A 26957-nucleotide genomic window follows, 5' to 3' on the forward strand; every position below is an offset into this window, starting at 1 on the left:
CCACTGAGGAGGGGACCAAATGCCTGACGTGATCCGACATTCCGATGCACCCGGCTGCGCCTGCACCGCTTGCTCCAACCTGCAGCTCGACCTCAACGACCGCGTCGACGGGTCGATCGACCCGCAGGCGGGCGGCACGCTCAACGGGAAGCCGATCCTGACCGCCGAGCAGGTCGCCGCCCACCTCAACCGCACCGGCGGCGGCTATGCGGACGGCTTTAACGACACGCCCTTCGTCGGCCAGCAGAACAATATCGGCGACGACAACACGGTCATCACCTACGGCTTCTTCGACTCCCAGTCGCAGCTGTTCACCAACGGCTACGTCTACGCCTCCGGTGGCCAGCTGTTCGGCCTCTCCGAATATTTCAACTTCGCGCCGTTCAGCTCCGCCCAGCGCGACGCCGCGCGCGAGTCGATGCAGGCCTGGGACGATCTCGTCGCGGTGAGCTTCCGCGAAGTCGGCGCCGACGAGGCCGACATCAACTTCGCCAATCTCGCCAGCGCGCCGACCACCCAGGCCTATTCGCGCATCCCGACCGCCGCGCTCGACGCGACGCTCGGGGGCCAGGTCCGCGAGATCGGCGGCGACATCTGGGTGTCGGCGAGCCAGGCCAGCAACTTCCGCCTCGACGAGGGCCAGTACGGCATCCACACCCTGGTCCACGAGATCGGCCACTCGCTCGGCCTCAGCCACCCGGGGGCCTATAATGCCGCGCCGGGCGTCTCGATCACCTATCCGGTCAACGCCGAATATGCCCAGGACACCCGCGCCTATTCGGTGATGTCCTATTTCGAGGGCAGCTCGATCTCCGGCACCCGCCACTTCGACTTCCACGTCTCGACCACGGTCTATGCGGCGACTCCGCTGGTCCACGACATCCTCGCCATCCAGCGCATCTACGGCGCCGACATGACCACCCGCACCGGCGACACGGTCTATGGCTTCAACAGCAATGCTGGCCGCGATTCCTACGACTTCACCAAGACCCCGGCGCCGATCATGGCGATCTGGGACGCGGGCGGAAACGACACGATCGACGCGTCGGGCTATCATACCGACCAGATCATCGACCTGGCGCCGGGCTCGCTGAGCAGCATCGGCGGAGTCACCTACGACACCGCGCCGAGCTTCGAGCAGGTCAACGCCAACCGCGCGGCCAACGGTCTGCCGCCGGTCGCCCTGGCCACTTACAACGCCAATATGGCGGCATTGCTGGCAAACCCGGTCGTCGGCCGCCTCACCAACAATGTCGGCATCGCTTATGGCGCGATCATCGAGAACGCCATCGGCGGCCACGGCCATGACTCGCTGCTCGGCAACAGCGTAGACAACGTCCTGCGCGGCAATGCCGGCAACGACATCATCGGCGCGGGCGCGGGCAACGACCTGCTCGACGGCGGCACCGGCAACGACACGATGCTCGGCGGAATCGGCGACGACACCTTCATCGTCGGCGAAGCGGGCGACATCGTCACCGAGCTGGCCGGCGAAGGCACCGACCTGGTCAAGTCGTCGATCGACTATGTCCTCGTCGACCATGTCGAGAACCTGGTCCTCACCGGCAGCGCCGTCAGCGGCACCGGCAACGGCCTCGACAACGTCATCACCGGCAACGATCTCGGCAATCTGCTCAGGGGCGAGGCCGGCAACGACGTGCTGATCGGCGGCGACGGCGTCGACCACATGATCGGCGGCGCCGGCGCGGACGTCTTCGTGGCGGAGATCAACGACACCAAGGTCGCCGGCAAGGACGGCCTCATCTCGCTCGATCTCATCCTCGACTTCGAGAAGGGCGTCGACAAGATCGACGTGTCCGATCTCGGCGCCTTCACCTGGAAGGGCCATGCCGCGAACAAGGATGCCGGCGACCTGTCGATCAAGACGTTCGGCAACATCAACGCGGCCGAGAAGGCGCTCGGCATCGACATCGACGGCGTCGACGGCCCGAGCCCGTTCGGCGGCCAGGTGACGGTCGTGTTCGGCAACACCGACGGCGGCCCGGCGGACTTCGCGCTGGTGGTCATGGGCACCCACAACCTCGACAACACCGACTTCATCTTCGTCTGATTGGGCGAGGCATGACGAAGGGAAGGGCTCCGGTTCGCCGGGGCCCTTCTTTTTTGCGCCGCTTGCCTTGCCGACGCGGGCGCGGAACAAGGGTGCGTCACGACAGGGGATCCAGGATGCGCCTTACCGCCGCCGCTCTCGCCATGCTTCTCGCCGGCTGTTCCGTTTCCTCCACTCAGGAGCGCGGCGCGTGGCGGCCGATGCCGATCCCGGGCGCGACCGAGCCGTCCCAGGTGATCGCGAACAGCGCGCCGTCCGACTGGCGCGAGATCGCGCCCGACAATTTGATGGTGATGGAGCTCCCGGAAGGGCGCGTGGTGATCGAGCTCGCGCCCGGCTTCGCGCCCGTCCATGTCGCCAACGTGCGCGCTTTCGCCCGCGGCGGCTGGTGGAACGGAGCCACCATCTACCGGATGCAGGACAATTATGTCGCCCAATGGGGCAATGGCGACGCCGAGGTGGCGCTGCCCGCCGGCGTCGTGCAGCGGCCGCCGGCCGAATATGAGCGCTCGCTTGCCGGGCTCCAGCTGCTCGAAATCCCCTATCCCGACGCCTATGCCGGAACGGTCGGCTATGCGGACGGCTGGCCGGTCGCGTTCGATCGCGCCGCCGGGCTCGCCTGGCTGCCGCACTGCTACGGGACCGTCGGCGTCGGCCGCGACCTCGCGCCCGACACCGGCACCGGCGGCGAGCTCTACGCTGTGATCGGCCACGGACCGCGCCATCTCGACCGCAACATCGCCAATGTAGGCCGGGTGGTGGAAGGAATGAGCCTGCTTTCGGCGCGTCCGCGCGGCACCGGCGACCTCGGCTTCTACCAGGCCGATCGCGGCGAGACGGCGGTCCCGATCCGCCGCATCCGCCTCGCCAGCGACATGCCGGCGGCCGAGCGGCCGCGCTTCGAGGCAATGCGGACGGATACAGCGGCGTTCAACGACTATGTGAGAGGCCGGGCCAATCGCGGCGGCACCTTCTTCAACCGCCCGGCTGGCGGCGTCGACATCTGCAACGCGCCGGTACCGGTGCGGCGCAAATCCTAGCGTAGGACCATCCGATCCGCGTCGACGCTGACCGAGACCTTGTCGAGGAAGGAGCGGCCGAGCAGCGACACCGGCAAATCGGGCGCGACCACAGCGTCGACGCTCGCCGCGGCGATTGGGCCGAGCGCGAGAGTCGGCAGGGTCACGGGCGTGAAGCCTTCGCCGGCCTCGATGCCGAGCCGCGCGGCATCGTCGGGCGTCAGCAGCACGTCGCTGGCGCCGGGATCGACGAGCATGCGAACCCGCTCGGGTCCGATGCTGACGTCGGTGTAGAACTGGCCGTCCGGGGCACGCAGGATGGTGAAGCCGTCCGCCGCGACGGCGGCGCGCTCAGGCGCGGGGGCGGCGTGATCGAACGCAGGTGTCAGCGAGACCAGGCCGACCAAGCCTGCCGCATACCACAGCAAAGATCCGCTCCCCGCCATGGAAAACGGATACACCTGCCATGCTCAACAGCCGGTTAATGGGGGAGGGGTGGCCGGGGCCCTGGAAGGGGGCGAGGGCCCCGGCGAGGAAACAGGTCAGGCGGCGAGCGGATGCTGATAGTCGCGACGGGTGTGACGCACGGTCTGGCTGCCCATCAGCGCGCCGTTCTCGAGCGGCAGAGCGGTGGCGCAGAAGGCGCACTCCGCCATCAGCCGACCGATCAGCCACTGGCTGCGGCCGCAGCCCGGGCAGTGGTTCGTCTCATGGTCGCGATAGACCACGTGGTAGCCCCGCTCATGAGGCCGCGAAGGGAGGCTACCGCTGCGTGCCTCGAAGATACTGGTCGCCATACAATTGGCTCCTTTCGAACTCGACTTGGCTGCCCAACGCCCGTTCTACAGGAGAGGTTGCATGTACCGAAATGACCGCAGCGGCGTACTGCGCCAGGATCGCCGCTAGACCGAGCCGCCGCTAACCATGAAAGCCTAGGCGATGAGCCGCTCGCGATGAGCGATGAGCCGTTTTTGCAACAGTTAGGGAATTTTTAGGAATCCCGGCCTGGGACCCGTCGAGCGCGCGAATTAACCCTTTTTCGGCCGCTTCTTAGCCGCCGCGCGCAGGCCGGCGTCGACGGCGAGCCGTGCCCAGCGCTGCATTTCGTCCGGATCGTCATAGGCTGCGTCCGGCGCCCGTCGATAGTTCATCACTTCGGTGCGGCCGTCCTTGGCGGTGAAGGTGAAGCGCTCGCAGCCGGCCGCGTCCCATTGCGCGTCGGTCGCCGCGTCCGACTTGAACCACAGCTCCTCCTCGACGACCGCGAACACGACCCCGTCGAGGTAGAGCGTCGCGGCGCCCATCATCCGCCGCATCGTCACAATGCCGAGCGGCGCCAGCGAGTCCTGGACCAGAGCAACGATGCCTTCATCGTAAGCCATCAGTGGATGAGCTTCAGGCCTGCGATGCAGGCGACGATGCCGAAGATCAGGGCGATGCGTAGCGCGCCCGCCGCCTCGCCGAAGAAGAAGATGCCGACGAGCACGGTGCCGACCGCGCCGATCCCGCCCCACACCGCATAGGCCGTGCCCATCGGAATGGTGCGCGCGGCAAGCTCGAGCAGCGCCATGCTGACCCCCACCGACACCAGGAAGGCGAGCGTCCAGGGGAGGTTTCGGAAGCCGTCGACGAAGCGCAGCGAGGTGGTGAAACCGACTTCGAACAGGCCACCCAGGATCAGCCAGAACCACGCCATCACACGCCTCCCGGGACGCCGCTTTCGACCTCGCCGCCGACATCGGGCCGGCGCCGAGTCGCGGCAAGCAGGCATGCGCCGACGATCATCGCCGCGCCGAGCAGGGTCAGCGGCTGAACCGCTTCGGCGAAGACGATCCAGCCGAGCAGCACCGCCCAGATGAAGGCGGTATATTCGACCGGCGCAAGGTGCTGCGCCTCCGCCCGCGCATAGGCCCAGGCGAGCAGCATCAGCGACGCGAACGACAGCAGGGCCGCCGCGGCGATCGCCGGCAGATGCTCGACGGTCGGCGGCACCGCAAGGAACGGCGCGGCGGGGAGCAGACCGAGCGTCGTGAACAGGCTCATGAAGAAGGCGACCTCCAAAGGCCCGGCGACCAGCGCCTGCTGGCGCATCAGGATGATGTTGTAGGCGTAGAGGCAGGCCGAGGCGAGGATGGCGAGCGAGCCGAGCAAGGCCTCCGGCCCGAGATCGGCTTGGGCTTGGCCGCCGAAGATCACCACGACCCCGGCGAGGCCGAGCAGGGAGGCAAGGATCGCGCGCCGCTCGATCCGCTCGTGGAGCAACACCGCGGCGAGATAGAGCGCGATCAGCGGCGCGATGAAGGCCAGCGCGACTCCCTGCGCCAGCGGCACGCGGCCGAGGCCCCAGAAGAACAGGAAGCCCATCACCGTGCTGACCAGGCCGCGGATGATATGGATCCGCATCACCGAGCGAGAGGGCCAGGGCGAACGCAGCGAAGCGAAGGCGAGCGCGCCGAGCAAGGCGACCGCGCCCATCCGCCATATCAGCGCATTATAGGCGCCGATCGTCATCACGAGATGCTTCATCACCGCGTCCATCGCCGAAAAGCATGCGATGCCGAGGGTGGCGACGGCAAAGGGAAGGGCGATGCTGGAGGAACGCGGCGCGGACATGAGCGCGCGCTTAGCGGTTTCGCGACCGCTGAACACCCTCGGACTGGCGAACCGCTCAGTCCGTCATGGCGAGCCGCCGGGTGGCGGCGGACGCGAGTCAGGCCGCGCGGCGTTCCGTCGCGGTCGCTGCGAGCCAGGCGCGGGCGCCGCGCTGGGCCTCGGCGATCTCGCGGGCGGTCATTTCGTCGGCGATGTCGGCGCGGCACTGCTGGGCCTCGAACGAGCCGGACAGCGCGGCGAGGTTGAACCATTTGTGCGCTTCGATGAGGTCGACATCGACCCCGTCGCTGCCGGTCGAATAGGCGATTCCGAGCTGGAAGAGCGCGTCGACGCTGCCCATCGCGGCGTCGGCGATGCGCGTTTCCATGAGGAAGGCGGCGGCTTGTAGGCTGTGTCCCATGTGATGCCCCCTATTTCTGCGTGAATTAGAATGAGGCAGCATCGGCAAACAAATGGTTAACGCGAAATTTGCCGTAATTTGCGGGCGTTACGGGGCTGGGTCGACCGGGAGATTGTCGATCAGGCGGGTGTGGCCGAGGAATCCGGCAGCGAGGAGCCGAGCGGGACGGTCGAGAGCCGCCATCGGCTCGAGCGAGGCGGCGTCGCGCAGCTCGACATAGTCTACGGGCGCGAATCCGGCGGCCGCGAGCCTGTCGCGGGCACGGTCGATCGCCTCCGCGACCGGCGTGCCGTCGATGATCGCCTGGGCCGCTTCGCCTAGGGCGCGCGGAAGGGCGCGGGCGGAGCGGCGCTCCTCGTCGGAAAGGTAGGCGTTGCGCGAGGAGAGGGCGAGGCCGTCGGCATCGCGCAGGGTCGGAACGCCGACGATGTCGATGCCGAGGCCCTGGGAGGCGACCATCTGCCGGATGACGAGGAGCTGCTGATAGTCCTTCTCGCCGAACAGGGCGATGTCGGGCTCGACCTGAGCGAACAGACGCGCGACCACCGTCGCCACGCCGTCGAAATGGCCCGGGCGGGCGTCGCCATCCAATCCGGCCGAGGCCGGCCCGGCCTTCACGTCGATCTCCGGGCCGTCGGGGTACATGGTCTCGACGTCCGGCGCCCACAGGATCGCCGTCCCGGCTTCCTCAAGCATGCGCGCGTCCCCCGCCTCGCGGCGCGGATAGCGGCTCAGATCCTCGTTCGCCCCGAATTGCGTCGGATTGACGAAGATCGACGCGACGACGTGGGTTGCGCGCCGCCGCGCTTCGGCGACCAGCGCGATATGGCCGGCGTGGAGCGCGCCCATGGTCGGCACCAGCGCGACCGTGCCGCCGCCTTCGCGCAACATGCTTAACGCTTGGCGAAGCTCGGCTTTTCCACGGATGATTTGCACGGCCTTCTGGCCTCCGATACAGGCATGACTTAAGAGAGAAGGCGGCTCCTTTGCGGGCCGTCTTGTGTAAGATCAAGTGGTCGAGGAAGACGCGTCTATGGGCCCAGGCCGCCCCCACATCATCGTCTTCGCCAACGAGAAGGGCGGCACCGGCAAGTCGACGACGGCCGTGCACACCGCCGTCGCGCTGGCGAGCATGGGCCGCAAGGTCGCCGCGCTCGACCTCGACACCCGCCAGCGTACGCTTGGCCGCTATCTCGACAACCGCGCCGCGACACAGCGCCGGCTGCTGATTCCGATCCCTTTGGTCGAACATGAAACGTTCGATCCGGCCAAGGGCGTGGAGATCGGCGATGTCATCGACCGCGTCGGCGAAGGCGCGGACGTTCTCGTCATCGACACGCCGGGCCGCGACGATCCCTATTCGCGCGAGGCGATGATCCGCGCCGACACGCTGGTCACGCCGATCAACGACAGCTTCGTCGACCTCGACCTGATCGGCGAGGTCGATCCCGACACCTACAAGGTGCGCCGGCCGAGCTTCTATGCCGAGGTGGTGTGGCAGAGCCGCACGCGCCGCGCCAAGACCACCGGCGCGACGGTCGACTGGGTGCTGCTCAGGAACCGCCTGCAGCACGTCAATGCGCGCAACATGCACCGCGTCGCCGAGGCGCTCAGTGACCTGTCGCGCCGGGTCGGCTTCCGGGTTATCCCGGGGCTCGGCGAGCGGGTCATCTACCGCGAGCTGTTCCCCAAGGGCCTGACGCTGATCGACCTCCCCCATATCGGCGAGGCGAGCTTCGCCCACATCACCGCCCGCCAGGAGCTTCGCGAGATGATCGCCGGCCTCGACCTGCCGGGCGATGCGGACGAAGCGCCCGAGCCCCAGCGCATGGCCGGGTGAGGTGCAGTTCCTCCTGCCGATCCTCGCCCTCGCCCTGATCTGGGCCTGGTGGACCGGCCGGCTCAAGCAATTCTCACTCGACGACGCGATCGGCGCCACTGTCTTTGTCCTCGGCGCGCGAATGCTGACCACGGGCAGGATCCTGCCCGGTGCGATTCTGATGGCGGGCGGGCTGCTCTATATCGGCTTCCGCCGCGGCCGCTTTCGTCATGACACGGCGATGCCGCTGGAGGACGCGCGGCGCCTGCTCGGCGTGCCCGAAGGCGCCAGCATCGCCGACATCCGCGCCGCCCACCGCCGGCTCATCGCCAAGGTTCATCCCGATGCGGGCGGCTCCGAAGAGCTTGCCCAGCGGATCAACGCGGCGCGCGACGCCTTGATCGCCGCGCACGCACGCGGCAACGGGTCGCGGCGCGATTCCATTTCCTGACGCGCGGCGACGGAGCTTTTCGACCATGCACCAATTCCACCCGACGACCCTGCGCGAGTACGACATCCGCGGCATCGTCGGCGAGACTCTGGGCGAGGCGGACGCGGAAGCGATCGGCCGCACCTTCGGAACGCTGGTCCGGCGGGGCGGCGGCAGCCGGGTGGCGGTCGGCTATGACGGGCGCCAGAGCTCGCCGGCGCTGGAGGCGGCGCTGGTCAAGGGCCTGAACGCGGCCGGCGTGGACGCGGTTCGGGTCGGCCTCGGAGCGACTCCGATGCTCTATTATGCGGAAGCCGTGCTCGACGTGGACGGCGGCATCATGATCACCGGCAGCCACAACCCGCCCGACTATAACGGCTTCAAAATGGTGCTCCGGCACGGGCCTTTCTTCGGCGCCGACATCCAGAAGCTCGGGCAAATGGCCGCCGCCGCAGACTGGGAAAGCGGCGAGGGCAAGGTCGAGCAGGTCGAGATCGAGGACCGCTATGTCGATCGGCTGCTTCAGGGCTTCGACGGGCCGGCGCTGAAGGTCGGCTGGGACGCCGGCAACGGCGCCGCGGGGCCCGCGCTCGAGAAGCTCGTCGCCAGGCTGCCGGGCGAGCATCACACGCTCTACACCGACATCGACAGCCGCTTTCCCAACCACCATCCCGACCCGACCGACGAGAAGAATCTCGCCGATCTCAAGGGGCTGATCGCGGACAAGGGCCTCGACCTCGGCATCGCGTTCGACGGCGACGGCGACCGCATCGGCGCGGTCGACGGCCAGGGCCGGGTGATCTGGGGCGACCAATTGCTGTCGATCCTCGCCGAGCCGGTGTTAGAGGACGTGCCGGGCGCGACGATCATCGCCGACGTGAAGGCGAGCCAGGCGCTCTACGACCGCGTCGCTGAGCTCGGCGGCGAGCCGGTGATGTGGAAGACCGGCCACAGCCTCATCAAGCAGAAGATGAAGGAAACCGGATCGCCGCTCGCCGGCGAGATGAGCGGTCACGTTTTCTTCGCCCATGAATATTACGGCTTCGACGACGCCCTCTATGCGGCAGTGCGCCTGATCCGGGCGCTCGGCCGTCTCGGCAAGCCGCTCGCCCAGCTGCGCGACGAGATGCCGGACATGGTCAACACGCCGGAGATGCGCTTCCAGGTCGACGAGAGCCGCAAGTTCGCGGTGGTCGAGGAGGTGCTGGAACGGCTCGAAAGCACCGGCGCGACGGTCAACCGCACCGACGGCGCTCGGGTCAACACCGCCGATGGCTGGTGGCTGCTGCGCGCGTCGAACACGCAGGACGTGCTGGTCGCGCGCGCCGAGGCGAAGGACGAGGCCGGGCTGGAGCGGCTCGTCGCTCAGATCGACGACCAGCTCGCCCGATCGGGCGTGAAGCGCGGGCCGCAGGCGGGCCACTGAGGTGGGCTCGGGCTCGCTGTGGCACCCCGAGGCCGCCGCCTTCTGCGTCGCCTGGGTGGCGATCGCGACCGCGGGCTATGTGCTGGAAGGGTTCCTCGCCGGCGCGCTGCTCACCTTCGGCCTGATGGGCGTGCTGATGCCGGTTAGCGGCTACCTTCTGGGCAAGAGGGACGACGCGGTTCTCGAGCGCACCGTGCGCTGGTCCATCCTGATCGGCGCCGGCGTCATCCTCGCGCTGGTGAACGCGCTCCAGGCCTAATCGTCCTCGTCCTCATAGCCGACGAGGTTCAGTTCGCGCGCCTTGATCTGGCGGGTCATGCACCAGTGCATCAGCGCGTCCTCGCGGCCGTGGGTGATCCACACTTCCCGGGGGGCGATCTCGCGGATGGTCGTCGTCAGCTCGTCCCAGTCGGCATGGTCGGACATGATCAGCGGCAGCTCGACGTTGCGCTGGCGCGCGCGCTGGCGGACCCGCATCCAGCCCGACGCCATGGCGGTGATCGGATCGGGCAGGCGGCGCGACCAGCGGTCGTTGAGCGCGCCGGGCGGGGCGATGACGATCCGGCCGCGAAGCTCGTCCTTGGCGACCCCGGTGGCGGGGCGGAGGTCGCCGAGGTCGACTCCCCATTCGATGTAAAGGTCGCACAGGCGCTGGAGCGCGCCGTGGATGAAGATCGGGTCGCGGTGGCCGCGGGCGCGCAGCTCCATGATCAGCCGCTGCGCCTTGCCCAGCGCATAGGCGCCCACCAGAACGCAGCGCTCCGGATTGTCGGCGAGGCGGGCGAGCAGCTTGTCGACCTCGCTCTCGGTCGCGGGGTGGCGGAAGACGGGGAGGCCGAAGGTCGCCTCGGTGATGAAGATGTCGCACGGCACCGGCTGGAACCGCGCGCAGGTGGGATCGGGGCGGCGCTTATAGTCGCCGGAGACGACGACTCGCTCGCCGGCATGCTCGAGCACGATCTGGGCGGAGCCGAGGACGTGGCCGGCGGGGACGAAGCTGACGTCCACCTCGCCGACTCGGATCACTTCGCCATAGGCGACCGGGCGGCCCTGCTGCGCGCCATAGCGACAATCCATGATCGCCAGCGTTTCCGGCGTCGCCCACACCTCGGCATGGCCGCCGCGGGCGTGGTCGCCATGGCCGTGAGTGACCAACGCGCGCCCCTTGGGCTGCGACGGATCGATCCAGGCGTCCGCCGGCGCCACGTAAATCCCTTCCGGAAACGGTACGATCCAGGAACCAAGCCGCGCCATCGGCACTATATGGGCAACGGTCCGCCGCCGGCCAAGCCGCGGACAGCAGACGAAGGACAAACGACATGGACCTCGGGGGCTTCAGCTGGACCCTTCTCACCATCATCGGGCCGCTTGTCCTGGCCGTGGTCATCATCGTGGCGGTGCTGCGCAACCGCGTGTCGCGCGACGTCGCGGACAAGAGCGAGCGGGCGACCCGCGACCTCTATCGCGAGGAGGACCGGGTCCATCGCGACGACGACGATGAGGACCGCATCTAGGCCGCGCGCGAGGCGATGCGGCCGCCGAGCAGGGCCGCGACCAGCTTGCTGAGCCATGACAGGAGAAGCAGCGGCCAGGCGGTGAAGGCCTCGCGCTGGAACGCGGCGAGCAGCACCAGGTCGATCAGGATGAAGGTCGCGGCCGGAGTCAGCGCCAGCGGCAGGGCATAGGCCCGGTGGCGGACCGCGAAATGGCCGGCGAGCGCGAAGACGGGGAGGCCGACGGCGATCCCGGCGAGCGGGGCGACACGCGCCGCATAAGCCTGATAGTGAGCGGGCGCATGGCCGGGCGCGACGACATAGGCATGGACGAGCACCCAGGCGAAGATGACCGCCGTCAGCAACGCCGTCGCGGCAAGGCCGAGCGCGGCGGCGCGCGCGATAGGGCGGAGCTCCATGCGCCCACGTTAGGAGAAGGCGGCGAAGGCGGCAACGCGCTGCCCGCCGTGATCGCCGACTGGTTCGAATCGCGGGGATGGACGCCGCGGCGCCACCAGCTCGAAATGGTCGAGGCGGGCCGGGCTGGGCGCAGCGTGCTGCTGGTGGCGGCGACCGGAGCGGGCAAGACGCTGGCGGGTTTCTTGCCGAGCTTGATCGAACTCATCGAGCAGCCGGCCGACGGCCTCCACACCCTCTACATCTCGCCGTTGAAGGCGCTGGCGGTGGATGTGCGGCGCAATCTCCTGACGCCGATTGAGGAGATGGGTCTGCCGATCAAGGTCGAGACCCGCACCGGCGACACGCCGACCGACCGCAAGGCGCGGCAGCGCAAGCAGCCGCCGCACATGCTTCTCACGACGCCGGAATCGCTGAGCCTGCTGCTCACCCACGAGGACAGCGCCACCCTGTTCGCGTCGCTGAAGACGGTGGTGATCGACGAGATCCACGCCTTCGCATCGGGCAAGCGCGGCGACCTCCTGTCACTCGCACTGTCGCGGCTGGAGAAATTCTCGCCGGGCTTTGGGCGTGTCGGCTTGTCGGCGACCGTCGCCGACCCGGACGCGTACCGCGCCTGGCTGGCGCCGCACGGCGACATGGACCTGGTCGACATGGTGTGGGGCGATCCCGGCGCCGAACCCCAGGTGGAGATCATGCTGCCGCAGGACGAACGGGTCCCCTGGGCGGGTCACTCCGGGCGCTGGGCGATCCACCAGGTGATGGGCGAGATCGAGCGACACAAGACGACTCTGGTCTTCTGCAACACCCGAGGGCTGGCCGAGCTCACCTTCCAGGATCTGTGGGCGGTGAACGATAAGGGGCTGCCGATCGGAATCCACCATGGCAGCCTGTCGATTGAGGCTCGGCGCAAGGTCGAGGAGGCGATGGCGGCGGGCCGGTTGCGCGGGCTCGTCTGCACCGCCAGCCTCGATCTCGGCGTCGACTGGGGCGATGTCGACCTCGTCATCCAGATGGGCGCACCCAAGGGCTCGTCGCGCCTCTTGCAGCGGATCGGCCGCGCCAACCACCGGCTCGACGAGCCGTCCGATGCACTTGTCGTGCCGGGCAACCGCTTCGAATATCTCGAGGCGCGGGCGGCGCTGGACGCGATCGGCGAACGCGCGCTGGATCCGGACCGGTTCCGTGCGGGCGCCCTCGACGTGTTGGCCCAGCATGTCATGGCGGTCGCCTGCTCGGGCCCGTTCGACGAGGCCGAGCTGCTCGCCGAGGTCGCCGCAGCGGCGCCTTATGCGGGCCTCGACGCCGATCTGTTCGGCCGCATCCTCAGCTTCATCGAGAGCGGCGGCTATTCGCTTCGCGCCTATGACAAGTTCAAGCGGCTCAGAAAGGGCCCGGACGGCAAGTGGCGGGTCACGTCGCCGAAATTCATCCAGCAGCATCGCGAGAATGCCGGGATCATCGTCGAGGCGCCGGTGCTCGAGGTGCGCTTCCGCAACGGCCGCCGGCTCGGCACGATCGAAGATTATTTCGCCTCGACCCTGTCGGTCGGCGACACCTTTCATTTCGCCGGGCTGACGCTTGAGGTGGAGCGGATCGACGCGCCGGAGCTGATCGTCAAGGCGAGCAGCAAGCCGGCGCGCATTCCAACCTATACCGGCATCCGCATGGCGATGACGACGCACCTCGCCAACCGGGTCCGCCAATACCTCGCCGACCCGTCGTCATGGCACCGCTTTCCGGATGACGTGCGCGACTGGCTGGAGGTGCAGCAGCGCCGCTCGATCCTGCCCCAGCCCGACCAATTGCTCGTCGAGACCTTCCCGCACGAGGGGCGCCACTACATGGTCGCCTACAGTTTCGAAGGCTGGAACGCGCACCAGTCGCTAGGCATGCTGATCACCCGGCGCATGGAAAGCGCGGGGCTCAAGCCTCTGGGCTTCGTCAGCAACGACTATGCGCTCGCCGTCTACGGCCTCGAGCCGATCGAGGACCCGCGCGCTTTGTTCTCCTCCGATATCCTCGAGGACGAGTTCGTCGACTGGGTGCAGAGCTCGAACCTGCTCAAGCGCGCGTTCCGCGAGGTGGCGATCATCGGCGGGCTGGTCGAGCGCCAGCAGCTCGGCAAGCGCAAGTCGGGGCGGCAGGTCACTTTCTCGACCGACCTCATCTACGACGTGCTCAGGCGCTACGAGCCCGACCATCTCCTGCTTCGCGCCGCGTGGGAGGATGCTCGCACCCGCCTCACCGAAGTGGCGCGGCTCGGCGACCTGGTCGAGCGCGCCGCCGACACGATGGTTCACGCCAGGCTCGACCGCGTGTCGCCGATGGCGGTGCCGGTGCTGGTGATGATCGGCCGCGAGGCGGTGACCGAGGGCGCGGGCGACGACGCCTTGCTGATCGAGGTCGAGGCGCTCGCCGGCGAGGCGATGCGGACCGAGGTGCCCTAAATAAAGGGGACGTCGACCGTCAGGTCGGTGCTCGGCAGGCCCTTGAAAAGGACCAGGATCTCGTCCTCGCCATATTGGAAGCCGGCCTGGCCGTTCGAGTCGATGACCAGGAACATGCCGCCGACAAGATCGCCTTCGTTCGCGCCGATGATGGCTCGGTCGCCAAAATTGACCAGCGCGCCTTGGGCAAGCCCTGAGATGTCGGCGCCGATGCTGTCCATCGACACCGAGCCGATGGCGGTGCCCACCCCATTCTCTGAAACGGTGAGTTGCGGCGGGCCAAAAGCGGATTCGTGATCGATATCCGCGCCGAAGCGGCTCTGCAGCCAGTCGATCGCCTGGAGGGCGGTCAGCACCGCGGGCTGGGCCGCGCCCGTGAACACAGTCGCCACAATCTCCGGATCATTGGCGACCGGCCCGTCGTCCTGCGCTGCGGCTTCCGAAGCGGGTGCCGAGGCGACCGGCGCGGCCGTCGGTTCCACCGGTTCGTCTCGCGACAGCAGGGCGCGGAACGTCTCGGCGTCAAATGCTGAAAAGGCGTCGCCCTTTGCCTCGGTGAGTCGCGGGACCAGGATATCGCGCAGGATGGTTTCCCAACGCAGGGCCGCCTCCGTCGGAGGCGCACCGTTCGATTCATCCGACTTGTTCTTGCGCACCAATGACCCCACCGGTTCCCCGCACGAGGGCGGCAGCATAGCGAACTCAATTGCTTAAATCCATCCGCGCGATCGGGTTCCACGTCGGGCTTGACCCGGCGGCAGGCAGTCGATCATCTGCCGCGACCCATGACTTCGAGGACGTCCTGCATGCGCCTTGCTTTCGCCGCCGCCCTGTCGCTTGTCCTTCTCTCGCCGGCCGCGGCACAGCAGAGCGACGTCACTCCCGAAGACCGCTACGTCCACGACCGGATGATGGTGCTCGACACCCATCTCGACGTGCCGCTGCGCTTTCGCGACGGTTGGGATTTCGGCGACCACCATTATTTCGCCGAGGACAACAGCCAGGTCGACCTGCCGCGCATGGCGCTGGGCGGGCTCGATGGAGGCTTCTTCGTCATCTACACCCCGCAAGGCGAGGTGACGCCCGCGGGTTACCGCCAGGCGCGCGACGCCGCGCTTCTGCGCGCCTCGGAAATCCACCGCATGCTGTCGGCCTATCGCGACGACGTCGCGCTCGTGACGACGGCGAACGAGGCCGAGCAGGCCTGGCGCGAGGGCAAGCGAATCGCCTTCCTCAGCATCGAGAACAGCTGGCCGCTCGGCGACGACCTCAGCCTGCTCGAGACCTTCCACAAGCTGGGCGTGCGCATGGCCGGCCCGGTCCACAGCCGCACCAACCAGCTTGCCGACAGCACCACCGGCGAGGCGCGCTGGCGCGGCCTGTCGCCGCTCGGCCGGCGCTGGGTCGCCGAGATGAACCGGCTCGGCATGCTGATCGACGTCAGCCATTCGTCCGATGCGGCGTTCGACCAGATGGTCGAGCTGAGCCGGGCGCCGGTGATCGCGTCGCATTCGGGGCCGAAGGCGATCTTCGACCACCCCCGCAACCTCGACGACGAGCGGCTTCGGCGTCTGGCGCGGTCGGGCGGCGTGCTGTTTCTCAACAGCCTGTTCCTGACCCCCGGAGTGAGTTCGGAAGGGCATGACGACATGGAGCAGCGCCAGCGGCGCTGGGCCCAGATGAGCGACGAGGAGCGTCGGCAGATGCTTCGCGACCGCGCCGCGCTGGAGGCCGCCCAGCCGTTCAGCAATGCGGACTTCGAGACCTATATGCGCGCGCTTCTCCACGTCATCCGAGTGATGGGCGCGGACCATGTTGGCCTCGGTGCCGACTGGGACGGAGGCGGCGGCGTGCGCGGGCTGGAGGACGTGTCGCTGCTTCCGCGGATCACCGCGCGCCTGCGCCGCGAAGGGATCAGCGAGGCCGACATCGCCAAGATCATGAGCGGCAATCTGATGAGGGTCATGCGCCAGGTCCAGGCCGCGGCGGCGGCCCCGTCGGCCGGCTGAAACAGCGGAAAAGCGCGGGTTTTCAAGGCGCGGTAACTTGGCTAGTAAGAGAACGGGCGGGTGACACGGGAGTGAAGTGCCCCCCATGCAGCCCGCCGAGCCGACCCTCCCCGCTTTGAGCCTGTCCTTCCTCGGCGCGGGGGGAATGATGGGCGAGGCCGTCCGCGGTCACGATTGGAGCGCGTCGCCGCTCGGCCCGATCGCGGACTGGCCGCAGTCGCTGAAGACCGCGGTCGGGATCATGCTCAGCTCCAAATTCCCCATGTTCCTCGCCTGGGGGCCGGAACTCACCTTCCTCTACAACGATTCCTACGTCGACATCCTCGGCGCCAAGCATCCGGCGCTCGGCGAGCCGTTCGAGCAGATCTGGTTCGAAATCTGGGACGACATCTCCCCGATCGTGAGCCAGGCGCTCGCCGGGGAGGCGACCTATTGGGAGAATCTGCCGCTCACCATGACCCGCAAGGGCTATGAGGAGCAGACCTGGTTCACTTTCTCCTACAGCCCGCTGCGCGGGGACGGCGGCGCGGTCGAGGGCATGTTCTGCGCCTGCACCGAGACCACCGCGACCGTGCTCGCGGAACGGCGGCGCGAGACGGAGATGGAGCGGCTGCGCACCCTGTTCGACCGCGCGCCCGTGTTCATCGCGGTGCTTGCCGGCCCCGACCATGTCTTCGAGATCGCCAACGCCTCCTATCTGCGTCTCGTCGGCGAGCGTGATGTCATCGGCAAGACCGTCCGCGACGCGCTGCCGGATGTGAGCGGGCAGGGTTTCTTCGAGCTGCTCGACCAGGTCTATTCCTCGGGCGAGCCCTATACCGGCCACTCGACACGGGTTTCGCTTGCCCGCGCGTCGGATGGCGCATCGGAGCAGCGACTCGTCGACTTCGTCTACCAGCCGACCCGCGAGGCGGACGGAAGCGTCAGCGGCATCTTCGTCGCCGGCTACGACGTCACCGAGCAGCGCCTCGTCCAGCTCAAGCTGCGCGAGAGCGAGGAACGGTTCCGACTGATCGCGGACTCGGCGCCGGTGCCGATGTGGGTGAGCAAGCCGGACCGCACCCGCAGCTTCGTCAACAAGGCCTATGTCGACTTCGTCGGGCTGAGCTACGAGGAAGCGGCGGCGCTCGACTGGCGCACCATCCTCCATCCCGACGACCATGACCGAATCGTCGCGGAGTCGATCGCCGGAGAAGCGAGCCTGCAGCCGTTCAACCTGGAAGCGCGCTACCGCGGCCGAAACGGGGAGTGGCGCTGGATCCGTTCGACCTCGCAGCCGCGCTGGGGTCCCGACGGGGAAGTCGAGGGATTTATCGGCGTCGCCCACGACGTCACCGAGGCGAAGGAAGCGGAGGCCGCGCTCGAGGGGCGCGTCGAGGAGCGGACCCGGGATCTTCTCGACGCTCTCGAGCGGGTTCGGCAGGAAGTGGCGGAACGCGAGCGCGCCGAGGAGGCGCTGCGCCAGTCGCAGAAGATGGAGGCGGTCGGTCAGCTTACCGGCGGCATCGCCCACGACTTCAACAATCTGCTCACGCCGATCATCGGCGGCCTCGAGATGATCGTCCGCCGGCTCGAGGAACCGCGGCTGCAGCGTCTCGCCCAGGCGGCGCTCGATTCGGGCCGGCGCGGCGCCAAGCTCGCCACCCAATTGCTCGCCTTCTCGCGGCTGCAGCGGCTGTCGATGACGTCCGTCGACGTCAACAAGCTGATCGCCGACCTGCGCAGCATCCTGCAGCACACGATCGGTCCCAATATTGCGGTTGAGACGATGCTCGCCGACGATGCCGGCCACGCGCTGTGCGACACCAACCAGCTCGAAAATGCGGTGCTCAACCTCGCCATCAACGCCCGCGACGCGATGGCGGAGGGCGGTACCCTGACCATTACCACCGGGCGGCATCGCGAGGCGACGGGGAGCGACCTCGCCGCCGGCGATTATGCCTGCATCGCCGTCAGCGACACCGGACGCGGCATGGCGCCGCACGTCCTCGCCCGGGCGACCGAACCGTTCTTCTCGACCAAGCCGGTGGGCAAGGGCACCGGGCTCGGCCTGTCCCAAGTCTATGGCATCGCGAAGCAGGCGGGTGGAACCGTGCGGATCGAAAGCGAGGAGGGGCGGGGCACCACGATCAGAATCCTCCTCCCGCACGTGCCGGAGGCTCAAGGCGAAGCCGTCAGCCCGGCGAGCGAAACGCCCGGCCTCGCCGCGTGTCGGGTCACCGGGTGCCGGATCCTCGTCGTCGACGATGACCCCGAAGTGCGCAACTTCCTCGCCGATGCGCTCGGCGAGCTCGGCCACGAGGTGGAGACGGTGGCCGGCGCCGAAGAGGCGCTCCGCCGGCTCGGCAACGGCGCGCCCGATCTGATGCTTGTCGACTTCGCCATGCCGGGCTGCAACGGCGCCGAGCTCGCTCGGCAGGTCCGCGACCGTCGGCCGGAGCAGCGCATCATCTTCGTCACCGGCTATGCCGAGAGCGGCCAGATCGAGGCCGCGCTCGGGAGCGACGCGCCGGTGCTGCGCAAGCCGTTCAGCATGGACGAACTGGCGGCGGCGATCGGCGACCAGCTGGACGCGCAAGCCGGCTGATTTTCGCCGTCGGAGCCTCTTGAAGGCGGCGCGATTCCACCCAGATTCCTGCTGTCGGGCGACCAGGTTTAAGGTGTCCGGCCTGTATCCCCGGGGGCGCTCCGCACCGGGCGCTCCCTCACGTGAACTGTTGCTCGAAGGAGGACATATCATGCGTGGATTCGACTTTTCGCCTTATCGTCGCAGCACCGTCGGCTTCGACCGGCTGTTCGATTTCCTCGAAAACGCCGCGCGCGCGGACCAGGACAATTACCCGCCGTTCGACATCGAGAAGGTGACCGATGACCAGTATCGGATCACCCTCGCGGTCGCCGGCTTCCGCCGCGACGAGATCGACATCACCGCGCTTCAGAACATGCTGGTGATCTCCGGCCGCAAGGCGGAGAATCGCAATCGGGACGGCAATTTCCTGCACATGGGAATCGCCACCCGCGCGTTCGAGCGCCGCTTCGAGCTGGCCGATTTCGTTCGCGTGACCTCGGCCGACCTCGCCGACGGCCTGCTCACCATCGAGCTGGTCCGTGAGGTTCCGGAGGCGATGAAGCCCCGCAAGATCGACATCAGCGGCGGCGCCCCGGCGCAGCGGACGATCGACAACAAGGCTGGCGACACCAAGACCGGCGCGGACGCCGGTCGCGTCGAAGGCGAGGTTGAACGCGCCTAAGACGTCCTGATCGCCGCACCGGCGCCGTTCGTCGCGGCGCCGGTGCCTTCCAACGACAGATTCATCATTCGTTTATGCGGGTCCTGCCAACCGGAGCCCGTAACCCGTGGAGCCGCCCCGTGAAGAAGCTCAAGGCCATCATCACCAATCCCATCCTGCTCGGGATGCAGGGATTCGCGGCCGGCGCGCTCTTCATCTGGGCGAGCCCGGCGCCTGCCGAAGCGTCGCAGATGCCGGCTCCGGCCGCCGTCGCGCAGGTCCAGGCCGCGCAGTAAGACGCGCCGTTCCAGCCGCTTGAGTCCACGCGCGCCCGCATTATAGCGGGATTATGGTTCGCTTTTCGTTCTGTGGTCACGACCTCGTCGCTCTGGCGCAGGGCGCGCTCTATTGGCCTGCCCGGCGCGCGCTGATCGTCGCCGACCTTCATCTCGAGAAAGCGAGCTGGTTCGCGCGCGGCGGGCAGATGCTGCCGCCCTATGACACGCTGGCGACGCTTGCCGATCTCGGCGCGCTCGCCGCGGCGACCGATCCGGCGGAGATCTGGTGCCTCGGCGACAGCTTCCACGATGTCGGCGGCTGCGAGCGGCTGCCGCCCCAGGCGTGCGAGACCCTCGCCGAGCTCACGGCAAGCCACCGCTGGGTGTGGATCACCGGCAATCACGATCCCGTCGTGTCGGCGCTGGTCGGCGGCGAGACGATGGTCGAGGCGGCGGTCGACGGCCTGGTGCTTCGCCACGAGGCCGATCCCGCCGAGACCCGACCAGAGCTGTCCGGCCATTTCCATCCGAAATTCCGGGTCCACCGCCGCGGCCGGCTCGTCTCGCGGCGCTGCTTCGTAATGGCCGAGACCAAGCTGATCCTGCCCGCCTTCGGATCGCTGACCGGCGGGCTCGAGGCCCATCATCCCGAGATCTTGCGCGCGGTCGGTAGCCGCGCCGAGGCGCTGGTGCCGGTGCGCGACCGCCTGCTGCGTTTTCCCGTCGCCGCTTAGCCGGCGCGCTGCTCCGCGATCCAGGTGTCGATCTTCTCTTCGAGCACGGTCAGCGGCAGCGAGCCGGTGTTGAGCACCTGATCGTGGAAGGCGCGGATGTCGAACCGGCTTCCGAGCGCCTGCTCGGCGCGAGCGCGAAGCTCGAGGATCTTCAATTGGCCGAGCTTGTAGGCGAGCGCCTGACCGGGGATTGCGATGTAGCGCTCGACCTCGGCGGTGACGTCGGTCTCGGTGAGGCCGCTATTCTCGAGCATGTAGCGGATCGCCCGCTCGCGGGTCCAACCCTGGGCATGGATGCCGGTGTCGACGACGAGGCGCATCGCGCGAAGCATCTCATCGTTGAGGCCGCCGAAGCGCTGATAGGGGTCGGTCTCCATGCCGAGCTCGTCCCACAGGGTTTCCGCATAGAGCGCCCAACCTTCGACGAAGGCGGTATTGCCGCCATAGCGCATGAAGTTGGGAAGCGCCTCGTTCTCGGCCGCAAGCATGATCTGGAAGTGATGGCCGGGCGCGCCTTCGTGCAGGTAGAGCGTCTCCATGCCCCACACCGGACGCGCCGGCAGATCGTAGGCGTTGAAGTAGAAGACGCCCGGCCGCGACCCGTCCGGCGCGCCGTCCTGGTAGGAGCCGGCCGCCTCGGTGCGCTCGCGGAACGCCTCGACCTCGCGGATGTCGAGGCGGGTGCTCGGTAAGTGCGAGAACAGCTCGCCGATGCGCTGATCGACGGTTCGACCGATCTCGAAATAGCGGTTGCGCAGCCATTCGCGGCTCGCCGGCGTGAAGCGCGGGTCGGTGCGCAGATGCTCGAAGAATTGCGCGAGCGTTCCGTCGAAGCCGACTTGGCTCTTGACCGTCTCCATCTCGCCGCGGATTCGCGCGACTTCGCTGAGGCCGAGCTCGTGGACCGCCTGCGCCTCGAGCGGCAGGGTGGTGTTCTCCTCGATCAGGCGCCGGTACAGCCGGTCGCCGCCCTCCATGTACAGGAGGCCGACCTGGTCGCGGGCGCGCGGCAGATATTCCTCCTGGAGGAAGGTGCGGAGGCGGCGATAGGCCGGATAGATGTCGTCGCGGATGGCGGCGAGATGCGCCTGGCGCAGCCGCTCGCGCTCGCCGGCGGGGACCGCGGCGGGGAAATTCTCGATGGGATCGTAGAAGGGCGAGGCCTCGGGCGCGTCGCGGAGCAGATTGTCGATCTGCTCGACCATGTTGCGCACGGTCAGCTTGGTGTCGACGACGCCCGACGACAGACCCTGGCGGAAGCGGGCGATGATGCGATCGACGAGCGCGCCGAACTGGCGGTGGCGGGCGAGGTTGTCCTCATAATCGTCGACATCGTGGAACGGCGCGATGCTCCGGCCGGAGGCGAACACGGGGTAGAAGCTCTGCAGGCCGCCGAAATGGTTGATCGGGCGGACGATGGTCAGCGGCAGGATATCCGGCGCGAAGCCCTTCAAGTCCTGCTCGCGGCCGAACTTGAACACGTCGTAGGCGAGCTGGTCGGTGGCGTTGAGCGCGGCGCGGTCGATGCTGGCGAGGGCGGCGAGATCGCTCTCCACCGCCGCTTTCTCGGCTGCGACATAGGAGTCGCTATAATAGTCGCCGAGCTGGTCGGCATTGGTGAAGTCGCCGCGGCCGATCGCGGTGATCGGGTTGCGCCGAAGCATCGCCGCGTCGCTCGCCGCGAACAGCGCGCGCAGGCGTTCCCCCTGATCCTCGCGCGCGTCGGCGGCCGGCGGCGCGGGCTGCGGCGCGGGGCCGGTCGGGGTGGTGCAGGCGGCGAGGCCCAGAATCAGCAGGGCGGCGGAACGGCGGGTCATGCGGGCCTTACGGTAAACAGGGTGTTCATGCGTCCTAGAAGGACGATACACCCGGGGCAACCCGGTGCGCCGCCTCGAAAAATCAATAAAGCGGGGTATCTGGCGGGAGCGGCTTCCAGGTGCGCTCGCGATACCATTTGGTGATCACATATTTGGTGCCGGCCTCGACCGGGCTGCCCTGATGCTTGGAGCGTTCGTTGATGTTCCCGTCGGGGTCGAGATTGTTCCACACCAGCAGGTTGCCGGCGCGCGGGCGGACGGAGACCTTAGCCTCTGTGAAGACAGTGTGGCCGCCGGCCTCCGGCTCGTTGAGGAACATCATTCCGGTCCAGGTGCGCTGGCCGCCGCACTTCATGATCCGCGGCCAATAGGGCGCGGCGGTGTCGAACCAGTCGTAATGCGGCTTGAACTGCTGGCCGACCTCGTAGCGCTGGCCCTGCACATATTCGCCAAGCTCGGGCTGGATCCCGACCACCTCGTGGATTCGCCGCTCGAGCTCCCTGACCAGCGGGTGATCGGGGTGGGGATTGGAGGTGTGGCTGGTGCGGAAGTCCTTGTCGTCGGTCGGCCCGAGCAGGCCGGAGGGGACGAGATCGGCGTCGATCAGGCGGATGAGGTCGCCGCACAGCTGCGGGTCGGCGACGTCGCGGACGATGAACAGGTCGAGGCCGTCCGCGTCGATCTTGATCGCGTCGGGATTGCGCATCAGCCGCGCCTTGACCCAGGCGCCGATGCGGACTCGGTAATTGCTCTCAGCCTCGCTCATCGCCGGCAGAAATGCGCAGGCGGGCTTCGGCTGACAAGAGAAAAGCCCGGGACGGCGGGCGCCCCGGGCTTCCCCATGCTTTCGGCAAGAAGGCTTACCAGAAGAAGTCGTAGATCACATCGACGACTCGGCCGTTCCAGGTGTCGACCAGGATGACGTCGTTGTAATAGCGCACCCACTGGTAGCCCGGAGGCGCCGGCGGCAGGCGATACTGCCACGGATCCGAGACCCAGTAATTGCGGCCGAACAGCAGCGAGTCGAGAACCGAGCCGATCCCGAAGCGGCGGTAGCCGTAACCGTAGCCATAGGGCGAGTAATAGGGGTTCAGCCGGAACACGAACCGGTTCTGGTTGCGATAGCGGCCCCAGTCGTAGCGGCGGTCGTTGCGCCAGTCGCGGCGCCACTCGCGCCGGTCCGCGCGGCGGTCCTGCCGCCAGTCACGGCGATCCTCGCGACGCTCCGCACGGTCTTCGCGGCGGTCCCGACGGTCTTCACGGCGATCCTGACGGATGTCCTGGCGGACCTCCCGGCGCTGCTCGCGGGTGCCGTAGCGAAGCGCGTTCTCGGCCGCCTGACGCTCGTAACGGGCGCGGGCCGGATCGTTGGGATTGCCCTGCCAGGCGTCGCGCACGGTCTGCGACTGCGGCACCCGGGGACGATTGCCCCGGTCACTGCGGTTGCCGTCGCGATCGCGACGTTGAGCGACGACGGCGGCCGGCGCCGGCGGGGTCCGCGCCGGGGCGACCTGCGTCTCGGCCGGAGCCTGGGCCGTCTCGGCCGGAGCCTGGGCGCGCGGGCTGTCGCTGCGACGCTGCTGACGCGCCTCCCGACGATCGGCGCGAGTGGCTTGGCGCGTTTCCCGACGCTCCGAGCGGGCCTCGTTGGCGTTCGAATCCTGCGCCACGGCGGCAGGGACGGTAAGGGCCGTGGTCGCGGCCAGAAGAACCAGGGTCACTGCCCTTTTCATACTCTCTACTCCTTTCGCGGCGGCGTACGACCGAGCCCAAGGCCGACCTTTTGCCCGTGCCACCCGTGCGGCGACCTGTGCGCCTCCGCGGATGAGCGGTTGCTGAACTAACCAGAAATCCGCGCGCAAGCTTTTGGGGTCACGTCCTTTTTCGGGATCATTCCGTCGGCGTGACGATTTCGTCGCCAGGCTGCGCGCCCGGGGGCTCGGGAACGGGGGCCGGCTCCGCCGCGGGCGCGGCTTGCGGCGCCGCCTGGACCGGTCCGCCACGCGCCTGAAGCGCCGTTCGGATCGCCTCGCGCAGCCGAGGATAGACGCCGCAGCGGCAGATGTTGGTAAGCGCGCCGTCGATGTCCTGGTCGGCCGACGCCTGGCCGCGGTCGACCAGGGCGGCCGTCGCCATCACCATGCCCGGGATGCAGAAGCCGCATTGGACGAGGTTGGCGGCGAGGAAGGCCTGCTGAACCGGGTGAGCGCGATTGGCGGCGAGGCCCTCGATGGTGGTGACCTGGCTGCCCTCGCAATCGGCGATCGCGACCTGGCAGCTGCGCACCGCCTGGCCGTCGACATGGACGGTGCAGGCGCCGCAATGGCCGGTGCCGCAGCCATATTTGGCCCCGGTCAGGTTCGACGCCTCCCTCAGCGCGAACAGCAAGGGCGTGCGCGGATCGAGGCGATACTGGACCGGCTGGCCGTTGACGATGAGGCGGCTCATGGCCTTCCACCTATCCGTTCGCCCTGAGCTTGTCGAAGGGCTGTCCTTTTCTTGTTCACCGGTTGAAAGAAAGGACAGGGCTTCGACAGCCTCAGCTCGAACGGAGAATGGTAGTGAGCGAGAGAGTCACGGTGACGCAGGACGGCGGCGTCGCGCATGTCGAGCTGGCGCGGGCGGACAAGCTCAATGCCATGGACGGCGAGATGTTCGCGGCGATCGGCGACACCTTCCGGCGCGTCGGGCGCGATCCGGCAGTTCGGGCGATCCTGATATCGGGTCAGGGGCGGCATTTCACCGCCGGGCTCGACCTCGAATATGCTTCCAGCCAGTTCCCGCCGGCGAGCGACGCGGGCCGGGCGGCGGAGGCGCGGCTTCGCCACATCGAATGGCTGCAGGACTCGTTCAGCGCGGTCGAGCAGGCACGGGTGCCGGTCGTCGCGGCGATCCACGGCGGCTGCATCGGCGCTGGGGTCGACATTGCCTCCGCCTGCGACCTTCGCGTCGCCAGCGCCGACGCCTTCTTCCAGGTCGCCGAGGTGGACGTGGCGATCACCGCCGACCTCGGCACTCTGCAGCGATTGGGCTTCCTCATTCCCCACGGCGTGCTTCGCGAGCTCACTTATACCGGCCGCCGCATGGGCGCCGAGGAGGCGGCGCGCCACGGCCTCGTCAACCAGATCGCCGACAGCCGCGAGGCCGCGATCGAGTCGGGCCTCGAGATCGCGCGCGCCATCGCCGCCAAGTCGCCGCTCGCCGTCGCCGGCGCCAAGCGAAGCCTCAATTACAGCCGCGGCCGCCCGGTCGAGGAGGGGCTGCGCGACGTCGCGCTTTGGAATGCCGGGACCCTCGTCAGCGCCGACCTTGGCGAAGCGGTGAAGGCGCGGCTCGGCAAAACCGAACCCGAGTTCGGGCCGCTCGACCCTTGAATGCTTGATCCCCGCACCTTCCCCTGCTAGGGGGCGCGCCAACGTCGCGGGACCCGTCTCGCGGCGAAACCTGTTTTGTGCTATATGCGTTTGGACTGACGGCGGCTGGAGCCCAAGTGCCCGCCCCCGGCAATCAAGCCAGAATTGAAACGGAGCTGACGGCTTTTATGCAAATCATCGTTCGCGATAACAATGTCGACCAGGCGCTGCGCGCGCTCAAGAAGAAGCTGCAGCGCGAGGGCGTCTATCGCGAGATGAAGCTGCGCCGTCACTATGAGAAGCCGTCCGAGAAGCGCGCCCGCGAGCGCGCCGCCGCGATCCGCCGCGCCCGCAAGCTTGAGCGCAAGCGGGCCGAGCGCGACGGCGTTCGGTAAGAATAACAAGTCGTCGGCCTGAACCTTGGTTCAGGGTCCATCTTCCCGCCCGCTGTGCGGTTCGAAAATGGATGCTGAAACAAGTTCAGCATGACGATTCGGGGCGCGGGCCTTGTCCTGCGACCAAACTAGCCTTGGCATCCGGAAGGGGCGGCGATACATCTCGCCGCCTCTTTTCGTTTGCGCGGGTGCCGCGCTAGGCTCCTAGGGGGATCAGCCTCAATGTCGTCGGTCACCGCCGTTCCGCTCCAGCCGCTCAAGAAGGGCTCCATCGCCAAGCTGTGGATCGGGATCATCGCCGTCGTCCTCTTGGGCGTCGGCCTCGCCTGGATCGGCACCGCCAAGCAGCAGGTCGCGGAGGCGTCCAACGGTGTTCGCTACCGCGTCGTCGAGACCGGCACCGGCCCGAGTGTGACCCCGGCCGACCTGGTCGGGCTCGAGTTCGAGATCCGCAAGGCCGACGGCACCGTTCTCGACAGCACCGCACGCAGCGGCCAGCCGCTTCCGGTGAGCGTCGACAGCCCGTTCCCGGGCCTTCGCGACGTCATCCTGCAGATGCGCGAAGGCGGCGTCTATCAGGTGTGGGCGCCGGCCCAGGTCGCGCTCGGCCAGGCGCTTCCGCCGGGCGCTCCGGTCGCCAATGACGAGGTGCTCGAATTCCGCCTGCGCGTCGGCTCGATCCTCGAAGGCATGGCGGCGATGCAGCAGATGATGGGCGGTGGACCGGGTGGCCCCGGCGGCCCCGGTGGCGCTCCTGGCGGTCCGGGTGGACCCGCCGGCGCTCCGGGCGGCCCGGGCGGTCCCGCTCCCGCGGGTCCGGGCGCCGGTCCGGCTCCCGAGGGTTCCGGCACGCAGGTTCCGCCGCCGGCTGGTCAGCCTCAGGCGGCTCCGCAGCCCGGCAACCGACAGTAATCAGCAAACTCCCTCTCCCCGACGGGGAGAGGGTTGGGGTGAGGGGGCTCGGACTTCGGGATTATCCCTGGAAGCCTGGACGCTCGCTTGC

General features: G+C 68.2%; 30 protein-coding genes. 16 read left to right on the plus strand and 14 right to left on the minus strand.

What is annotated here, in order from left to right; translation table 11 throughout:
- The first annotated feature begins 19 nt into the window (after positions 1 to 19).
- Both G7B71_RS08150 and G7B71_RS08155 read left to right on the plus strand, forming a co-directional pair.
- Entirely contained in the window at positions 20 to 2071 is a 2052-nt protein-coding gene (locus G7B71_RS08150) for a M10 family metallopeptidase C-terminal domain-containing protein (protein ID WP_166039737.1), read from the plus strand.
- Between the two features lie 116 nt (positions 2072 to 2187).
- Positions 2188 to 3111, plus strand: coding sequence for a peptidylprolyl isomerase (locus G7B71_RS08155; RefSeq protein WP_166039739.1), 924 nt, complete (start codon positions 2188 to 2190; stop codon positions 3109 to 3111).
- Here G7B71_RS08155 and G7B71_RS08160 read toward each other — a convergent pair.
- From G7B71_RS08160 to panC, 7 genes are all read right to left on the minus strand, one after another.
- Complete coding sequence (locus G7B71_RS08160; protein ID WP_166039741.1) at positions 3108 to 3518, minus strand: retroviral-like aspartic protease family protein; 411 nt, start codon at positions 3516 to 3518, stop codon at positions 3108 to 3110. The genes G7B71_RS08155 and G7B71_RS08160 overlap by 4 nt on opposite strands.
- Positions 3519 to 3632: 114 nt before the next feature.
- Positions 3633 to 3887: a hypothetical protein gene (locus G7B71_RS08165; RefSeq protein WP_243406159.1), complete on the minus strand. Its 255-nt coding sequence runs from the start codon at positions 3885 to 3887 to the stop codon at positions 3633 to 3635.
- Between the two features lie 231 nt (positions 3888 to 4118).
- Entirely contained in the window at positions 4119 to 4472 is a 354-nt protein-coding gene (locus G7B71_RS08170) for a TfoX/Sxy family protein (RefSeq protein ID WP_166039744.1), read from the minus strand.
- On the minus strand, positions 4472 to 4786 hold the full coding sequence (locus G7B71_RS08175; RefSeq protein ID WP_166039745.1) for a multidrug efflux SMR transporter: 315 nt from the start codon (positions 4784 to 4786) through the stop codon (positions 4472 to 4474). Before G7B71_RS08175 ends, G7B71_RS08170 begins: the two co-directional genes overlap by 1 nt.
- Entirely contained in the window at positions 4786 to 5703 is a 918-nt protein-coding gene (locus tag G7B71_RS08180; RefSeq protein ID WP_166039748.1) for a DMT family transporter, read from the minus strand. Before G7B71_RS08180 ends, G7B71_RS08175 begins: the two co-directional genes overlap by 1 nt.
- Before the next feature lie 97 nt (positions 5704 to 5800).
- Positions 5801 to 6103 carry an SEL1-like repeat protein gene (locus G7B71_RS08185; protein WP_166039749.1) on the minus strand — a complete coding sequence of 101 codons (303 nt, stop codon included), beginning with the start codon at positions 6101 to 6103 and terminating at the stop codon, positions 5801 to 5803.
- Between the two features lie 87 nt (positions 6104 to 6190).
- Positions 6191 to 7039: a pantoate--beta-alanine ligase gene (gene panC, locus G7B71_RS08190; RefSeq protein ID WP_166039751.1), complete on the minus strand. Its 849-nt coding sequence runs from the start codon at positions 7037 to 7039 to the stop codon at positions 6191 to 6193.
- A 97-nt stretch (positions 7040 to 7136) separates the two neighbouring features.
- Between panC and G7B71_RS08195 the strand changes: the two genes are divergently transcribed.
- Genes G7B71_RS08195 through G7B71_RS08210 form a run of 4 tightly spaced genes read left to right on the plus strand, consistent with a single transcriptional unit; the run spans position 7137 to position 10037 of the window.
- Positions 7137 to 7943, plus strand: coding sequence for a division plane positioning ATPase MipZ (locus G7B71_RS08195; RefSeq protein ID WP_166039754.1), 807 nt, complete (start codon positions 7137 to 7139; stop codon positions 7941 to 7943).
- A 1-nt stretch (position 7944) separates the two neighbouring features.
- Positions 7945 to 8373 (plus strand): DnaJ domain-containing protein, encoded by a 429-nt coding sequence (locus tag G7B71_RS08200; RefSeq protein WP_243406160.1) that lies wholly within the window; start codon positions 7945 to 7947, stop codon positions 8371 to 8373.
- A gap of 25 nt (positions 8374 to 8398) precedes the next feature.
- Positions 8399 to 9778, plus strand: a complete 1380-nt coding sequence (locus G7B71_RS08205) for a phosphomannomutase/phosphoglucomutase (RefSeq protein ID WP_166039758.1) — start codon at positions 8399 to 8401, stop codon at positions 9776 to 9778.
- 1 nt (position 9779) lies between these two features.
- Positions 9780 to 10037 (plus strand): hypothetical protein, encoded by a 258-nt coding sequence (locus tag G7B71_RS08210; protein WP_166039760.1) that lies wholly within the window; start codon positions 9780 to 9782, stop codon positions 10035 to 10037.
- Here the strand turns inward: G7B71_RS08210 and G7B71_RS08215 are convergent.
- Positions 10034 to 11032 carry a ligase-associated DNA damage response exonuclease gene (locus G7B71_RS08215; RefSeq protein WP_166039762.1) on the minus strand — a complete coding sequence of 333 codons (999 nt, stop codon included), beginning with the start codon at positions 11030 to 11032 and terminating at the stop codon, positions 10034 to 10036. The two genes, G7B71_RS08210 and G7B71_RS08215, sit on opposite strands and share 4 nt — an antisense overlap.
- Before the next feature lie 65 nt (positions 11033 to 11097).
- On the opposite strand from G7B71_RS08215, the gene G7B71_RS08220 reads away from it, so the two are divergent.
- Entirely contained in the window at positions 11098 to 11292 is a 195-nt protein-coding gene (locus G7B71_RS08220) for a hypothetical protein (protein ID WP_166039764.1), read from the plus strand.
- Here the strand turns inward: G7B71_RS08220 and G7B71_RS08225 are convergent.
- The gene (locus G7B71_RS08225; protein ID WP_166039687.1) at positions 11289 to 11690 is read right to left on the minus strand and encodes a hypothetical protein; all 402 of its coding nucleotides are present in this window, start codon (positions 11688 to 11690) and stop codon (positions 11289 to 11291) included. The two genes, G7B71_RS08220 and G7B71_RS08225, sit on opposite strands and share 4 nt — an antisense overlap.
- A 39-nt stretch (positions 11691 to 11729) precedes the next feature.
- Between G7B71_RS08225 and G7B71_RS08230 the strand changes: the two genes are divergently transcribed.
- The gene (locus tag G7B71_RS08230; protein WP_279338397.1) at positions 11730 to 14138 is read left to right on the plus strand and encodes a ligase-associated DNA damage response DEXH box helicase; all 2409 of its coding nucleotides are present in this window, start codon (positions 11730 to 11732) and stop codon (positions 14136 to 14138) included.
- On the opposite strand, the gene G7B71_RS08235 is transcribed toward G7B71_RS08230, so the two are convergent.
- Complete coding sequence (locus G7B71_RS08235; RefSeq protein ID WP_166039768.1) at positions 14135 to 14794, minus strand: hypothetical protein; 660 nt, start codon at positions 14792 to 14794, stop codon at positions 14135 to 14137. The two genes, G7B71_RS08230 and G7B71_RS08235, sit on opposite strands and share 4 nt — an antisense overlap.
- Positions 14795 to 14944: 150 nt before the next feature.
- Here G7B71_RS08235 and G7B71_RS08240 point away from each other — a divergent pair, with 150 nt between their 5' ends.
- From G7B71_RS08240 to pdeM, 5 genes are all read left to right on the plus strand, one after another.
- The gene (locus G7B71_RS08240) at positions 14945 to 16147 is read left to right on the plus strand and encodes a dipeptidase (RefSeq protein WP_166039770.1); all 1203 of its coding nucleotides are present in this window, start codon (positions 14945 to 14947) and stop codon (positions 16145 to 16147) included.
- Between the two features lie 85 nt (positions 16148 to 16232).
- Entirely contained in the window at positions 16233 to 18734 is a 2502-nt protein-coding gene (locus tag G7B71_RS08245; protein WP_166039772.1) for a PAS domain-containing sensor histidine kinase, read from the plus strand.
- Between the two features lie 151 nt (positions 18735 to 18885).
- Positions 18886 to 19398 carry an Hsp20 family protein gene (locus G7B71_RS08250; RefSeq protein WP_166039774.1) on the plus strand — a complete coding sequence of 171 codons (513 nt, stop codon included), beginning with the start codon at positions 18886 to 18888 and terminating at the stop codon, positions 19396 to 19398.
- Between the two features lie 119 nt (positions 19399 to 19517).
- Positions 19518 to 19673 carry a hypothetical protein gene (locus G7B71_RS08255; RefSeq protein ID WP_166039776.1) on the plus strand — a complete coding sequence of 52 codons (156 nt, stop codon included), beginning with the start codon at positions 19518 to 19520 and terminating at the stop codon, positions 19671 to 19673.
- A gap of 53 nt (positions 19674 to 19726) precedes the next feature.
- Positions 19727 to 20389, plus strand: coding sequence for a ligase-associated DNA damage response endonuclease PdeM (pdeM, locus tag G7B71_RS08260; RefSeq protein WP_166039778.1), 663 nt, complete (start codon positions 19727 to 19729; stop codon positions 20387 to 20389).
- On the opposite strand, the gene G7B71_RS08265 is transcribed toward pdeM, so the two are convergent.
- The 4 genes from G7B71_RS08265 to G7B71_RS08280 form a co-directional block, all read right to left on the minus strand.
- A complete protein-coding gene (locus tag G7B71_RS08265) occupies positions 20386 to 22206 on the minus strand; it encodes a DUF885 domain-containing protein (protein WP_166039780.1) in 1821 nt (606 codons plus the stop codon). The genes pdeM and G7B71_RS08265 overlap by 4 nt on opposite strands.
- An 82-nt stretch (positions 22207 to 22288) precedes the next feature.
- The gene (locus tag G7B71_RS08270; protein WP_166039781.1) at positions 22289 to 22972 is read right to left on the minus strand and encodes a 2OG-Fe(II) oxygenase; all 684 of its coding nucleotides are present in this window, start codon (positions 22970 to 22972) and stop codon (positions 22289 to 22291) included.
- Between the two features lie 94 nt (positions 22973 to 23066).
- Entirely contained in the window at positions 23067 to 23939 is an 873-nt protein-coding gene (locus G7B71_RS08275) for an RcnB family protein (RefSeq protein WP_166039783.1), read from the minus strand.
- 157 nt (positions 23940 to 24096) lie between these two features.
- A complete protein-coding gene (locus G7B71_RS08280; RefSeq protein ID WP_166039785.1) occupies positions 24097 to 24654 on the minus strand; it encodes a (2Fe-2S)-binding protein in 558 nt (185 codons plus the stop codon).
- 107 nt (positions 24655 to 24761) lie between these two features.
- On the opposite strand from G7B71_RS08280, the gene G7B71_RS08285 reads away from it, so the two are divergent.
- The 3 genes from G7B71_RS08285 (at position 24762) to G7B71_RS08295 (ending at position 26866) form a co-directional block, all read left to right on the plus strand.
- Positions 24762 to 25580, plus strand: coding sequence for an enoyl-CoA hydratase-related protein (locus G7B71_RS08285; RefSeq protein WP_166039787.1), 819 nt, complete (start codon positions 24762 to 24764; stop codon positions 25578 to 25580).
- A 167-nt stretch (positions 25581 to 25747) separates the two neighbouring features.
- Complete coding sequence (rpsU, locus tag G7B71_RS08290; protein WP_010126124.1) at positions 25748 to 25954, plus strand: 30S ribosomal protein S21; 207 nt, start codon at positions 25748 to 25750, stop codon at positions 25952 to 25954.
- Positions 25955 to 26176: 222 nt separating this feature from the next.
- Entirely contained in the window at positions 26177 to 26866 is a 690-nt protein-coding gene (locus G7B71_RS08295; protein WP_166039789.1) for an FKBP-type peptidyl-prolyl cis-trans isomerase, read from the plus strand.
- The last annotated feature ends 91 nt before the right edge of the window (positions 26867 to 26957 follow it).

This window comes from Sphingosinicella sp. YJ22, assembly GCF_011320075.1.
GTDB lineage: Bacteria > Pseudomonadota > Alphaproteobacteria > Sphingomonadales > Sphingomonadaceae > Allosphingosinicella.